Below are 13,977 nucleotides of genomic sequence, written 5' to 3'. Positions count from 1 at the left end.
TCCCCATCTAATCCGTTACTCTAAGTTAGAAAGAATCAATTGGACGTGGGGGTTAGGAAATGAGATTGATGCCAATTAGCATGTGTCAACCAGGCATGAAGCTCAGCCAAAGCATTTATAATGAGGAAGGTATCGTCTTACTCGCTGAGAATGTGGAGTTAACACAACGCCTACTGAATAGACTTCAGGTTAATGGAATTGACTACCTTTATATTCAAGATCCGTTAACCGAAGACCTTATGGTAAGTGAAATGCTTCAGCCAGAGCTAAAAGCCAAAGCCCTTAGTGAAATTCGCCAAACGTTTCGGAATTTGATGAATGATATGGATGGCAACGCGAAGTTACCTTATTATCACTTGGGTAAATCGTTTAATGGGCTAATGAATTCGATTCTTGATGATCTAAGCAGCCATAATAATGCTATGGTTATGCTGACAAATATGTGTGTAACGGATCAATATTTGTTCCAACACTCATTGAATGTTTGTATCTACTCTACAATGCTTGGGCTGGCTTACGGCTACAATCGCGAAGAACTTCAGACACTAGGGCTAGGTGCACTACTACATGATATTGGTAAGACGAAAATTCCCCAGGAAATACTGAAAAAGCCAGGAAGGCTATCGGATCTTGAATATGAAGAGATGAAGAAGCATACGATTTTCGGCTTTCAGATACTGAAGGATGAACCGAATATTCCACTGCTTTCAGCACATTGTGCGCTTCAGCATCATGAACGATGGAACGGAAGCGGGTATCCACGTAATTTAGAAGGTAAGGATATCCACGAATTTGCTCAGTGGATCGGAATATCAGATTCGTATGATGCATTAACGTCCCAGCGTGTGTATCGTGAAGCGATGCTTCCCCATGTTGCAATGGAAATTATTCTTTCAGATGCAAGCAAGTTATACGACATCACGAAGGTGAATCTTTTTAGGAAAAAGGTTGCGATCTATCCAATCGGTATAACTTTGAAATTGTCATCTGGTGAAGTGGGAGTAGTTGCCGATTTAAATACGGATTCTCCTCAGCGGCCAATTGTCCGTGTGCTTTTTGATGAGTATGGGCAGCCAGTGACTCAAATTTATGAAGTGGACTTATCGAAAAAATTGTCTGTTATGGTGTCAGAAGTTAATCCACAAATGGCATAATATTGTCTAATCATTCGAAAACCTGGGCAACCAGGTTTTTTTGTCCACTACTAGATAAATGATCAAACCTAAGTAAATACAACGTGATTTACTTCATGTAATGGAGGCATACCGTGAGAGAAACAGCAGCTAAGGGTAAATTTTGGCAGTGGGGATATTGGATGTATAAGTTCAGATGGTTTGTGCTGAGCTTCTGGATTGTATTACTCGGAGTATCCGCTATATTTGCGGTACAAGCTCCTGGTTTACTTAAAGATAATGGCTTTACACCAACTGGAAGTCAGTCTGACATCGGAATTAAATCGCTACGAGATGATTTTGGTTTCCCGGGTTCAGTTCTTCATCTGGTCTACGAAAGTAAGTCACTAGATCTGACAACAGATGAACAGAAGCAGGCAATTATGAGTAACTTGTCTGATCTAAGGGTAAATAGTTATGTTGAAAATATCGAGTTTTCTCAGACTCCGCGTAGTGAGGAAGGAATGAACAAGAAAGGCGTTCAGACCGTCGATGTCATGCTGCGGTTACAAACAGAAGAAGTTCTCGAGCATTACCCAGATCTCACAGCGCTAGTCAAAGCACCTGATCAAATGAATGTTTATGTTACTGGTGGGACTGCATCGCTCTATGATATGCAAAAAGCAAGTCAAAGTGATATTGTCAAGGCTGAGATGATCGGATTACCAATTGCATTTGTTGTGCTGCTCCTTGTATTCGGGACAGTTGCAGGTGCTCTGCTTCCGCTTGCAGTTGGAATGGTAAGTGTGTCGATGACACTTGGAATTACATATTTTATCGCACAAGGGTACGCATTATCTAACTTTTTACCGAATCTTGTATCCATGCTAGGGTTAGCGGTAGGAATTGATTATGCACTCTTTATGGTTAGTCGGTTTCGGGAGGAACTCAAACGTCAGGATACGGTTAGTGAAGCTGTTGCAATGACCTGCCAGACTGCAGGGAAGTCGATATTTTTTTCAGGTATCGCGGTATTAATCGGTTTACTAGGCATGCTATTCATTGACATGAATTTCTTCCGTAGTTTAAGTCTTGGTGGAATTATTGTGGTATCCATGTCTGTCCTCGTGGCTAATACGATGTTGATGGCACTGTTTGCTGTGCTGGGACATCGGATCAATAAGTTGAAGATCATACCTAGTGTATGGCGCAGGAAGAAACCTTCTCTTTTTTGGGAGAAGATTGCATATGGCGTTATGAAGCGTCCAATTCTATTGACAGTTGTTATTGCATCGGTGCTTATTTATGCCATTACACCACTTGCAGGAGCAAAACTGGGGGTGCCGACAGCGGAAGTGCTGCCACCTTCTTATGGTTCCAGATATGGCTCTGAATTAATGAAGTCTACTTATGATATGAAGGAAACAGATGCACTTCAAATTATCGTCAAGGCAACGAATAACTATTGGGATGAACAAACCATTCATCAAGTTCGAGCGTATGTGGATCAAATAGAAAAGAATTCAGATGTGAAGGAAGTCCGCAGCTACATTCAGACTGTTAAGGGGATGTCGGACAAGGATGCCGTATTCGCACTGAGTAATCCCCAGATGCAGAAACAGCTAGAAGCGCAAAAGCTAGTGCGGGGCAATCTGATGCTTATAGTTGTAGTACCCAATACAGAACCGGGTGCACAGACGGAAGGTCTTGTCCCAATTCTAAGAGCGTTATCTCAAGATGGACTAGAAACGATTGTTACAGGTTCACCTGCTTATCGATATGATGTGATTGATCGGATTCAAAGCAAGCTTGTACTCGTCGTGAGCAGCGTACTTGCAGTTACATTTCTTGTATTGATGTTTGCATTTCGTTCAATCGTCTTGCCAATCAAAGCTGTTCTAATGAATGTATTGTCCTTGGGTGCAAGCTTAGGAATTGTAACGCTTATTTTCCAGCAAGGTCATTTAGCTAATCTGTTTCAAATCACAGCGATTGGCAGTATAAATGCAACGCTACCTGTTATCATCTTCTGTGTTGTATTCGGTATATCGATGGATTATGAAGTGTTCCTTATTTCTCGTATACAAGAGGAGTATGAGTCTACGGGTGATAATGATCGAAGTACGGCGGAAGGCTTGAAAAAGACTGGAAGCTTAATAACGAGCGCTGCCTTTATATTGATTGTGGTCGTGGGTTCTTTTATTTTTACAGATATCGAAATTATGAAGGCGGTAGGGATTGGACTCGGACTTGCTGTGTTAATCGATGCGACTATCATTCGTATCCTTCTAGTACCCGCATTAATGAAATTGATGGGAAAGGCGAATTGGTGGGCGCCCAAATGGCTTCGCCGGTCTGAAAAATAGCTTATTTTATTTTTTACCTCGCATTAGGTACAATAAAAAGAATAAATATAGAAATAGTAATCAGAAAAAATCGGATGTGAATGAAAATGAAATTAAACTCGCAAATAGTAAATAACAAACAACCAATATCGACGATTTATGATCCATGGGATCCGATTCGATCTTACAGCATGCATCAAAAGCATGTCCTAACCTCTGTTGAGGTTACAATGAGCAACCTGTGTAACATGCGTTGTGAGCACTGCGCGGTAGGGGATACATTGACGATGAGTGAGCCTGGAAAACTGCCGCTAAGCATATTGTTTCAGAAATTAGATGAGGTCGAACATTTAGAGACCCTCTCGATTACTGGCGGAGAACCAACTTACAGTAAGAAGACAGTAACAGAATATATTGTGCCACTTTTAAAATACGCTTCTGACCGAGGGATCCGCACTCAAATTAATTCCAACTTGACGCTGGATCTTGCTCGTTACGAAGAAATTGCACCTTACTTAGATGTGATGCACATTTCATTCAACTACTTAAATGCGGAGGACTTCCATGCTGTTGGATTTGTCCGTGCCAATCATGAGGTAAGTCTTAATACTGCTTCTAAGATGTACGATCGCATGGTGGAGAATACGATTGAACTAAGTAAAGCAGGAATGTACATCTCCGCTGAAACGATGATCAACTACCGGACATATACAAAGTTAGCCGGTATTCATAAACTGATTGATGAGATGGGCTGTAAACGTCATGAAGTACATCCGATGTATCCAAGCTCTTTTGCAGCTAATTTACCATTGATTAACTTGGATCAGATTCGAAGCAGTATGAATGAACTTCTTGATGCTCGCAATCCAGAAATGTGGATGCTGTTCGGAACGCTTCCGTTCTATGCTTGCAGCACGAATGAGCAGGATTACCAAATTATTAAAAGATTGCGCAGTGAGCGTAATGTAACGGTTCGTAATGATCCGGATGGACGTAATCGCTTGAATGTGAACTTATTTACGGGTGATGTGTATATTACTGATTTTGCAGATTTACCTGCACAAGGTAATATTTATAAGGAGTCACTGGATGAAATTTTCTCGCGTTGGGAGAGTCATTCTTTGAATCAAATGGTAAACTGTTATTGTGAGGCGGCATCTTGCTGCGGTCCGAATTTATTAGTCGCACATGCATATTATCAAGGTGTAGATTTCAAACAACGCCAAGCTGTAATTTAGCATCATAAAGGAGAGAACACCTCATTGGGCAATACTACATTTGACCTTGGACTTATATTACTTAACATGTTTATTGTAATTGGGCTTGTTCTGCTTAACGGTTTTTTCGTAGCTGCAGAGTTCGCATTGGTCAAAGTACGTGAATCTCGTCTGCAACAGTTGGTGAATGAAGGCCATGCAAAAGCCAAATATGCATTAGCGGTAACGAAAAAGCTGGATGCTTATTTATCTGCTACTCAGCTAGGTATTACATTAGCTTCACTTGGACTTGGTTGGATTGGGGAGCCAGCGATTTCTAAGCTGCTCATTGAACCACTGTTGCATACGTTTCATATTGAATCTCCAACTGTTATTCATACGATTTCATTTATATTAGCCTTTGGGATCATCACCTTTCTTCACATTGTAATGGGTGAGCTCGCACCCAAATCGATTGCGATTCAGCGTTCGGAAGCAACCTCTATCTGGTTATCTGGTCCGCTGCTCTTCTTCTATAAGCTTTTCTTGCCTGCCATTTGGCTGCTTAATGGAGCTGCTAATATGTTATTGCGTTGGATTGGTCTAGATCCAGTTAATGAGCATGACGCGGCACATACAGAGGAAGAAATTCGTATTCTAATGAATCAAAGCGCAAAGAGCGGTATGATTGATAAGGATGAGCTGGCTTTGTTTGATAACATATTTGAATTCTCCGATCGGATCGCTCGTGAAGTGATGCTGCCGCGGACAGATATGGATTGTTTATTGCTGGATGATAAATTTGAAGATAATCTTAGTATGATTTATAAAACGAAGCACACACGCTATCCAGTCGGTGAGCATGACAAGGATAGCATTGTCGGATTCGTACATATTACTGATCTGCTTACAGCTGATCCTGATGAAGAGCAAGATATGCGTCATTATATTCGTCCGATCTTGAGCGTCCCTGAATCAATGGAGATCAGTCGTGTACTCAAGCTCATGCAGCGTAAGCACTCACAACTTGCCATAGTTATCGATGAATATGGTGGTACGGCAGGGATATTGACACTTGAGGATATTTTAGAGGAGATTGTCGGTGAACTTCACGATGAGTTTGATATCGATGAACGCCCTATTATGGAAGTGCGCGGTGATCTAACTTCCGTTGATGGCCGTCTGCTTATAGAAGAATTAAATGACCTTTTAGGTACGACAATTGAAGATGATGAAGTCGATTCGATTGGTGGATGGTTGTTTAAAAAGCTGGAAGGATTGACGGTCAAAGGAACAAAGATTACTTATGGCAATCACATTTTTGAAGTAGGGGAGTCCGATCATTTGCGCATTATGCGTGTGTATATTAAAGAAGTGACTCACCCCGCTGAAAGCAAGCCGTTACCGAATGATATCGATTCTTAAACCTTAACCTTGCTTATATGATTTAACCCGTTACTTGTCACATGGCGAGAAGCGGGTTCTTTTATTTTGGTGGTACAAGTTGGTTTTTGTCATAAGTTGGCGGTCAAACGCTTATATATGTGATAGTGGGATAAAGTAAGGAGGATTTTATTGTGATCAATTCACAAGTAAGGACATATCGACCGTTCATCTCGGCTTTTGATCCATGCCCCCCGATTCTTGAGAAGAAATTCTACACACCGCCACAGCTCTTTATTCCGTTTCAACCTCCGGGGTTGCCGCAGTTCTCCCCTTATGAAGCGCTGAAGCGTGGCACACTGTGGCCAGACTTGTATTCGGGTTATGAGGCCAGTCAGACATGAGATTAGGAGAAAGGAGCGCACCATATGACAAGGGAGCTTCCTGATAAGTATTACATCATGCTTAAAGATTTACAGGCTGTTGATTTCGTTATTACTGAATTAACGCTTTATCTAGACACGCATCCCTGTGATCAACAGGCGATTGATCAAATTCGGCAGTTTAGTCAAAATCGGATGGAACTTGCGCGTAGATTCGAAGCTGAGTTTGGTCCACTCAATCCATTTGGCCAAAGAGCAGGATATGAGTCATGGCAGTGGATAGAGCCTCCATGGCCTTGGCAAGTGTGAGTGGGATCTCTTATTGATGTTAGAGGAGGACACTGAATGTGGGTATATGAAAAGAAATTGCAGTATCCAGTACGTGTTTCCAAATGTGATCCCCGCATGGCTAAATATTTGATCGAACAATATGGAGGTGCAGATGGAGAATTGGCCGCAGCACTTCGATATATGAATCAGCGATACACGATTCCGGATAAAGTCATTGGATTACTGACTGATATTGCAACGGAAGAGTTCTCACACCTGGAGATGATTGCTACAATGGTGTATAAACTCACCAAAGATGCGACAGTAGATCAATTAATGGAAGCCGGGCTTGGTGATCATTATGCCAATCACAATCGAGCCCTATTCTATCAGAATGCTTCTGGGGTACCATGGACGGCTTCGTATATTGCAGCTAAAGCAGATCCGATTGCCGATCTTTATGAGGATATAGCAGCAGAAGAGAAGGCCAGAGCTACCTATCAGTGGTTAATTGATATGACGGATGATGTAGATCTACAAGATTCATTAAAATTTCTTCGTGAACGTGAGATTGTACATTCATTGCGATTCCGTGAAGCGGTTGAGCTTTTAAAGGGAGATCGAGATCAGCAGAAAGTATTCTAATATGAAGCGGTGCGAATACAACTAGTTTATCTAACATTAGAGAATGATGAGAATGACCTGAGTAAACCGTGAGTATAGTCTGAAACTTTAAGTTATCTGGCAGATATATAATTTTACAATAAGCAGTGGGGAGCCCTTGTCCTTACTGCTTTTTTTGCATTTTCATCATTTATTAAGAAAGTAAAATTTCCATTTCCTGTGTATTTCCTCTCTCTGACATATATGTTAGTTTGTATTCACCGAAACTTTCATTTAACGAAAGTGCGGGGGATGATTTTATACGATGATCGATCGAAAGATTCGTTAATCGTTTGGGGTGAAGTGATCCATAGATCACAGGGCCGACTCCTTGAGCCCGAACCCGACAACTAACCTCGTAGGGACAAGAAAGGGAGAGATAGAGTATGAAAAAGGTTATTATAAATACGATTCTTAGTTTGACATTAGGTGCATCATTGATAGCAACGAGCACACCTGTAAAGGCCGAAACAGATGATGTGCTGCTGGCTAGCCTGAAAAATGATCCAACGATGCAAATACATAGCATCCAAGTAGAAAATGATCGTGTGTTAGATGTGTTTGCCTCATTATTTTTGAAAAAGTTGAACTTTGCACACGCTGAAGAATTAGCGGCTACTGCTGTTGTTGCAGCAGCACCTACACCTACACCTGAGCCAACGCCTTCTGTAAAGGCAGCAGCAACACCTGCCCCAAAACAAAACAAGCCGGTAGAAAAGAAAGCAAAAGTATCAACTGCATCAGCAAAAAATTCAGGAAAAACATCATCCAATATGATTTCCACTCCAAATGGCGATAAGAAATATAAGAAAAGACTTTCCATTCGCGCAACTGCTTACTCTGCAGATCTGAAAGAAAATGGACAATGGGGTCCTGTGGATTATTTCGGTAATCCATTAAGACTGGGCACGATTGCAGTTGATCCAAATGTGATTCCACTAGGCTCTTCCGTGTATATTACAGGATATTCATCCAGCGGTTTACCAGGTAAAGGGATGATTGCTAAAGCAGCTGATATGGGCAGTGCGATAAAAGGAAACCGCATTGACATCTATATACCAGGTTCATCTTCGATTGCGGAAAAATTCGGGTTCCAGAACGTAGAGGTTTATGTCCTGTCATAATCCTTATCTAATAAAGCCTATGAAGGAAGAAGTTCGGCGTCATGCTGAGCTTCTTTTTTATATAAGAGACGGAAATTGTATCTTCATATAATGTACAAGCGTTGGCGCAATCAAAGGATTTCCTCATATTCTATTCGTATAAAGTAGAAGGAGGGATGATTCATGTATATGATTATTTTTAATAGTATTGCTGCAGCTTTTGGAATTGTTATGACAGATTGGTTTGGTCAGTGGTCATTCCTTTTACAATTCTTGTTATTTACGATGTTTGCAGAATACACGACACAAACCATCGTTTTATTGAAGCAGAAGATGGGTTGGAGATCGTTTTTAGATAGCAGACTTTTTTTTCAAAATGTAATTGTAATCTTGATCATTATTATGGCTCACAATCTCGACATCTTACTAGGAACTAAAGATGCTATTATGACCGGCTGCATTTATTATTATTTAGCTAATGGTTGGATCTTAATTGCGGATAATAGCTCGAAGGTTGGCGTGCCTATACCTCCCATTTTGCTAAAAGCGATAGATGCTCTTCGCACAAAGAAAGATGACAGCAGTATCAATAAGAATAATAACGGCAATGAATAAACAAAGAACCGTTATGACATGATCTTGCTCAGTCATTAACGGTTCTTTGTTTTGCCTTCTATTTATCCGTGCACTTTGTTTCCTTTAATAATAACTTGTTGTAATTCTAAATCTTCCGATACGAGCAGGAGATCAGCTAGCTTACCGCCACGAATAGATCCAATCGTATCATTCAAGCGAAGCAGCTTGGCTGGGTTACCAGACGCTCTGCGACTTGCTTCTGGTACAGTTAGTCCTACATCTTCAACGAGATGACGGAACCCTCTAATTGTTGTCAACGTACTGCCTGCTAAGGAGTCGCCTTCTTTAAGACGCGCAACGCCGCCTTTTACGAGAACATCTTGACCACCTAGTTGATAAATACCATCATCTAAACCAGCTGCTGACATCGCATCAGTGATCATGAGTAAGTTATCTTGCTGCTTCATTGCAGCGAGAAGACGAGTACAAGCTGGATGTACGTGAATACCGTCTGCAATAATTTCAGCAGATATATCATTCATCGTTAGAATGGCACCTACAGTGCCTGGTTCACGGTGATGAAGAGGACTCATCGCATTATACATATGAACGGAGTGGCTAAGTCCATGTAGACGAGCAGCTTCGATCTCTTCATAATTTGCTTCTGTATGTGCAGCTGAAGCGACAATGCCATGATCACGCAGCCAAGTGATCATCTCCAGTGCGCCTTCACGTTCTGGGGCAAGGGACAGGATTTTGACTAGTCCAGGGTATTGCTCGTGCCAAGCTTCCATCCATTCAATTTGCGGCAAAACGACAAATTCTGGATTTTGCGCACCGACTTTATTCGGGTTAATAAAAGGACCTTCCAGATGCACACCTACAACTTGTGCATAAGGCATTTCATTTTGTCTATAAGCATGAACAGAAGCAAGAACATCCGAAATTGCTTCACGTGGAGCTGTCATTGAAGTTGCAACAATGGAAGTTGTTCCTTGTGAACTGTGGAAACGAGTAATCGTGTCCAGAGACTCTGCTTTCGCATCCATAAAGTCAGCCCCATATCCACCATGCACGTGAACATCAATAAATCCAGGAAGCAACCAGCTTCCATTAGCATCTATACGATTTTCCTGTGAAGAAGAAGCGATTGCAGCATCCCCTTTGCGGTAAACACCAGCAATTCGCTCGCCGACGATTTTTACTGCACCGCCTTTGAGAACCTCTTCTTCCAAAACAACATTTGCGTTAATGATCCACCATTCTCGATTGTTACTCAACTAAAGCCCTCCCAGCTTCTTTATCGACCAATACGATAAGATTCGGATGCGTTTGAAGTAAGCTTGCCGGGCAGTCTGTTGTGATTGGACCGTAAAGTGCACGTTTCACAATTTCTGCTTTATCCGCACCACGTACAATCAGTATAATCGATTTTGCTTTCATAATGGAACCTACACCCATTGTAATCGCGTGCGTAGGTACATCATCCATGGAAGGGAAGTAACGAGCATTTGCCTGACGAGTTTCTGCTTTAAGCTCCACTTGGTGTGTGCCAGCCGTTAGTTCGCGGTCTGGTTCATTAAATCCAATGTGACCATTGTGGCCAATTCCTAGAATCTGCAAATCTACTTGACCTACGTCTGCCATTCTTGCATCGTATTCTTCACATTCCGCATCAACATCAGCAGCATTACCGTTAGGGACGTGAGTTTGATCCTTTTGAATATCAACGTGGTCGAACAAATGATGATTCATATAAGAACGGTAGCTCTCAGGGTGATCTTCCGGCAAACCAACATATTCATCAAGGTTGAACGATTTTACGTGGCTGAAGGAAACACGTCCAAGATTATAATTTTTAACAAGTTCCTCATAGATTCCAACAGGAGTACCGCCAGTAGCTAGACCTAGAACAGCATTTGGTTTTGTTTGGATAAGTGCTGTAATAATACCTGCACCTGTTTGGTTTAGTTCTTGCTGACTGTCAAAAATGTGGATAATCATTTGTTGTCTCTCCCTTTGTTTGTATATTTTTTAACCATTTGATAGGACCGTTCTAAGGTGGGTACTAACTCATGGAAATGCTCGCTTACTAAGCATGTGAAAATAATATCGATTACATGCAATTGACCGATACGTGACGCCATATCCCCGCGTCGCATACCTTCTTCCAATGTGGAAGAAAAGAGGCGAATATCGGAAATATTATTCAAAGTGTTCGATCCATACTTGGTAAGCGATATAGTAGTAGCCCCGCGTTCTTGTGCACATTGCAAAGAATGAATGGTCTCTGGTGTTTCGCCTGAATAAGAAATCGCTATCGCAACATCACCTGGCATTAAAGCAGAAGCAGAGGTAACTTGCATGTGTGGGTCAGGAAAGGCGGATGAACGTTTTCCAATGCGTGCCAGTTTCTGATAGAAATCCTGAGTAACGATGGACGAAGTACCTACACCGTATAAATCAATTTGATTGGCATTGGCTAAGGCATCGACAGCGAGCTGAAGCTGTTTATAATCGATCAGTCTTGTCGTATCTGAGATGGAGCGTAAATGATTGGCTTCTACGGCATTCACGATCCGATCAATGGGATTTCCTGCAACGATGTCTTGATAAGACCCACCGCTCGGTAATTGAGCAAGCTCGGTTGAGAGTTTCATTTTGAAATCAGTAAATCCCTGAAAATGAAACGTTTTGCAAAACCGCGATATCGTGGCCGTGCTCGTCTGAGATTGTTCAGCTAAATCTGTAATTCCCATGGATACAACTTGTTGAGAATGATCGAGGATATAACGAGCTAGATTTTGCTCCTGACGGTTCAATCCTTCGTGTTTTTCCTGAATTGCAGTCAATATTGAAGACATAATTGGCACCTGACCCGAGAAAAGATTTTACAATTATTTTAAATAAAAAAGAAAATTATTTTCATAAATAATAATACCTTATTTCGTTCTAAAGTTCAATATATCCATGGAAGGGATTGACAAGAATACGGGGAACCGACATGATAAAGGAGGAGAAGAAGACAGGCAACAAAATTAGATTATATAAAGGAGCCTTAACTTATGCAGACTAGTCAGCACGCAACGCCTGAAGCTATGATTTTTGATTTGGACGGAACTTTATTTCAGACGGAAACACTACTCGTCGGAGTTCATCATAGGATTTTTGATACGCTTCGCAGTGAAGGAATGTTTGAAGGGCCAACGCCACCAGTGGAAATTATGCTTAGCTGTCTAGGTATGATTCTAGATGATATCTGGGAAAAAGTGCTTCCAGGCGCATCAGAAGCTACACGTGCACGTGCTCTGGAATTGATGGGCCAGTATGAATTAGATGGTTTGGCAGAAGGTGACGGTAAGCTTTATGATCACGTAGAGGAGACTCTAAAGGAGCTTCGCAATCGCGGAATCAAGTTATTTATCGCATCGAATGGGCAGGAGCATTACGTACGCGGTGTCGCAGCTGCGAAAGGGATTGCGGAATTATTCGATGACCTTTATAGTGCGGGTGAATACATGACATCTACGAAAGTTGATCTTGTTGCACATTTATTGAACAAGCATCAGATTAAGTCTGCATGGATGGTTGGAGACCGCTCGTCCGATGTGGAAGCAGGGCTTAAAAATGAACTGACTGTTGTTGCTTGTGATTATGCGTCTTTCCGTTCATCTGGCGAGCTTGATGGATCTCATATGCGGATTCATGACTTTAAGGATATTTTGACTCATCTTGAAAAATAAATATATTACCATAGATCCCACTTTGAAGGCTCAAAGTTTTTCTAAGAGGGTTTGAAAAAATCCCACTTCAATAATGAAGTGGGATTTTTGTTTTGATCGTTAGTTTTCAATAAAAGGCCCCTCTGAAAGCAGCATCTTTGCATACTCCAGTGGTCGTTTGACAGCTTTTTGGTATGTCTTCGTCTCGCCAATCCGGGAAAACACTTCACGCGAAGGCTTTGGATTGACTTCAAGCAACCAGACACCACCATCTGGATCAATTGCGATATCAATACCAAGTTCACAAAGTCGACCGAACCGATTCTCTAGAAACTCAGCTGTCTGATAACCTAATTCATACACATTATTTTTGATCTCGTTTATTTTTTCCCTGGAAGCAAACCGCTGTTCTAGTAATTTATCCATCGCTATTGCCGTACCACCGCCATGTAGATTCGATGTGATGCTGCGATGAGGACCGATTCTACCTGCACATCCCGTTATATCCCAACGACCTTCTCCATTTTTTTGAATGAGCAGCCGATAGTCATGAACTCTACCATCTTGAAGTCGTAGGTCAATTCCTTGCTGCATCACATAACGATCATCTAATTTCCAAGGTGTCAGTTTACTCGCAATCTCTTTGATTGTAATACGCTGTGGAGTCATAATCGTACGGTTCTTGTTTCTACCCTCAATTACGCATGTATGATTATCTTTAAGTTCGATTCGGATAATACCTCGACCGCCAGTTCCACTCTTTGGTTTGAGATAAATTAGCTTATGTTTCAGTACGAAGGAGAGAAGAGCAGCGGTCGTGGAATATTGTCTAGTATGGGGTAACATTTCACTGATGAAGGGATCCTCTGACATAATTTGATGTAAAGTCCATTTATTTGCGAGGGGCTTCGCCAGGTAATTAAGCTTATGTTTACTACGAAATGCAAGCAGCATACGATACTTTTCTGCACCGTGATAGCGGCAGCGATCATAAACCAGGGAAGGAAAAGGCATCCATTTACGAGTCCACTTCTTGTGATCGATATCATACACGTAGGCGTGAACTTCACGTCTAGTTGAAGAATATCCCAATGGTGTAAATAAGGCGATGGAAAGTCCCATTTGATTGGCATAGATGCTCAGCTTTTTGTAGTAGCTCATTTCCTCAAGTTTATGTCCGTCCAGATAAACGGCGATAATGCCGAGCGTTTGTTCAGACATCCC

At 41.6% G+C, this 13,977-nt stretch carries 14 protein-coding genes and 1 riboswitch; of the genes, 10 read left to right on the top strand and 4 right to left on the bottom strand.

Annotated features, from left to right (window positions below):
- Window positions 1-59 precede the first annotated feature (59 nt).
- From ACSBOP_RS15910 to ACSBOP_RS15870, 9 genes are all read left to right on the top strand, one after another.
- Window positions 60-1,154, top strand: a complete 1,095-nt coding sequence (locus tag ACSBOP_RS15910; protein ID WP_442601501.1) for an HD-GYP domain-containing protein — start codon at window positions 60-62, stop codon at window positions 1,152-1,154.
- 113 nt (window positions 1,155-1,267) lie between these two features.
- On the top strand, window positions 1,268-3,478 hold the full coding sequence (locus tag ACSBOP_RS15905; protein WP_442601500.1) for an MMPL family transporter: 2,211 nt from the start codon (window positions 1,268-1,270) through the stop codon (window positions 3,476-3,478).
- Between the two features lie 86 nt (window positions 3,479-3,564).
- A complete protein-coding gene (yfkAB, locus tag ACSBOP_RS15900; protein WP_442601499.1) occupies window positions 3,565-4,695 on the top strand; it encodes a radical SAM/CxCxxxxC motif protein YfkAB in 1,131 nt (376 codons plus the stop codon).
- A gap of 66 nt (window positions 4,696-4,761) precedes the next feature.
- The gene (locus ACSBOP_RS15895) at window positions 4,762-6,078 is read left to right on the top strand and encodes a hemolysin family protein (protein ID WP_442604500.1); all 1,317 of its coding nucleotides are present in this window, start codon (window positions 4,762-4,764) and stop codon (window positions 6,076-6,078) included.
- Between the two features lie 155 nt (window positions 6,079-6,233).
- Window positions 6,234-6,440: a spore coat associated protein CotJA gene (locus ACSBOP_RS15890; protein ID WP_442604499.1), complete on the top strand. Its 207-nt coding sequence runs from the start codon at window positions 6,234-6,236 to the stop codon at window positions 6,438-6,440.
- A gap of 24 nt (window positions 6,441-6,464) precedes the next feature.
- Window positions 6,465-6,728 carry a spore coat protein CotJB gene (locus ACSBOP_RS15885; RefSeq protein ID WP_442601498.1) on the top strand — a complete coding sequence of 88 codons (264 nt, stop codon included), beginning with the start codon at window positions 6,465-6,467 and terminating at the stop codon, window positions 6,726-6,728.
- Window positions 6,729-6,764: 36 nt separating this feature from the next.
- Window positions 6,765-7,334 carry a manganese catalase family protein gene (locus tag ACSBOP_RS15880; protein ID WP_442601497.1) on the top strand — a complete coding sequence of 190 codons (570 nt, stop codon included), beginning with the start codon at window positions 6,765-6,767 and terminating at the stop codon, window positions 7,332-7,334.
- A 227-nt stretch (window positions 7,335-7,561) separates the two neighbouring features.
- Window positions 7,562-7,732, top strand: a riboswitch (cyclic di-AMP (ydaO/yuaA leader).
- Window positions 7,733-7,738: 6 nt separating this feature from the next.
- Window positions 7,739-8,476: a 3D domain-containing protein gene (locus ACSBOP_RS15875; RefSeq protein ID WP_442601496.1), complete on the top strand. Its 738-nt coding sequence runs from the start codon at window positions 7,739-7,741 to the stop codon at window positions 8,474-8,476.
- A gap of 162 nt (window positions 8,477-8,638) precedes the next feature.
- Window positions 8,639-9,070 carry a phage holin family protein gene (locus ACSBOP_RS15870; protein WP_442601495.1) on the top strand — a complete coding sequence of 144 codons (432 nt, stop codon included), beginning with the start codon at window positions 8,639-8,641 and terminating at the stop codon, window positions 9,068-9,070.
- 62 nt (window positions 9,071-9,132) lie between these two features.
- Here the strand turns inward: ACSBOP_RS15870 and nagA are convergent, their stop codons facing one another.
- The 3 genes from nagA to ACSBOP_RS15855 are packed head-to-tail and all read right to left on the bottom strand — an operon-like array spanning window position 9,133 to window position 11,895.
- A complete protein-coding gene (gene nagA / locus ACSBOP_RS15865; protein ID WP_442601494.1) occupies window positions 9,133-10,311 on the bottom strand; it encodes an N-acetylglucosamine-6-phosphate deacetylase in 1,179 nt (392 codons plus the stop codon).
- Entirely contained in the window at window positions 10,304-11,035 is a 732-nt protein-coding gene (gene nagB, locus ACSBOP_RS15860; protein WP_442601493.1) for a glucosamine-6-phosphate deaminase, read from the bottom strand. The genes nagA and nagB overlap by 8 nt, the downstream gene beginning before the upstream one ends.
- A complete protein-coding gene (locus ACSBOP_RS15855) occupies window positions 11,032-11,895 on the bottom strand; it encodes a MurR/RpiR family transcriptional regulator (RefSeq protein WP_442601492.1) in 864 nt (287 codons plus the stop codon). The genes nagB and ACSBOP_RS15855 overlap by 4 nt, the downstream gene beginning before the upstream one ends.
- A gap of 201 nt (window positions 11,896-12,096) precedes the next feature.
- On the opposite strand from ACSBOP_RS15855, the gene ACSBOP_RS15850 reads away from it, so the two are divergent.
- Window positions 12,097-12,774 (top strand): HAD family hydrolase, encoded by a 678-nt coding sequence (locus tag ACSBOP_RS15850; protein WP_442601491.1) that lies wholly within the window; start codon window positions 12,097-12,099, stop codon window positions 12,772-12,774.
- A 99-nt stretch (window positions 12,775-12,873) separates the two neighbouring features.
- On the opposite strand, the gene ACSBOP_RS15845 is transcribed toward ACSBOP_RS15850, so the two are convergent.
- Entirely contained in the window at window positions 12,874-13,974 is a 1,101-nt protein-coding gene (locus ACSBOP_RS15845) for a YheC/YheD family endospore coat-associated protein (protein WP_442601490.1), read from the bottom strand.
- Between the last annotated feature and the right edge of the window lie 3 nt (window positions 13,975-13,977).

This window comes from Paenibacillus sp. KN14-4R (assembly GCF_052180255.1).
Classification (GTDB): domain Bacteria; phylum Bacillota; class Bacilli; order Paenibacillales; family NBRC-103111; genus Paenibacillus_AM.
This window is presented reverse-complemented; position numbering and strand designations above follow the sequence as displayed.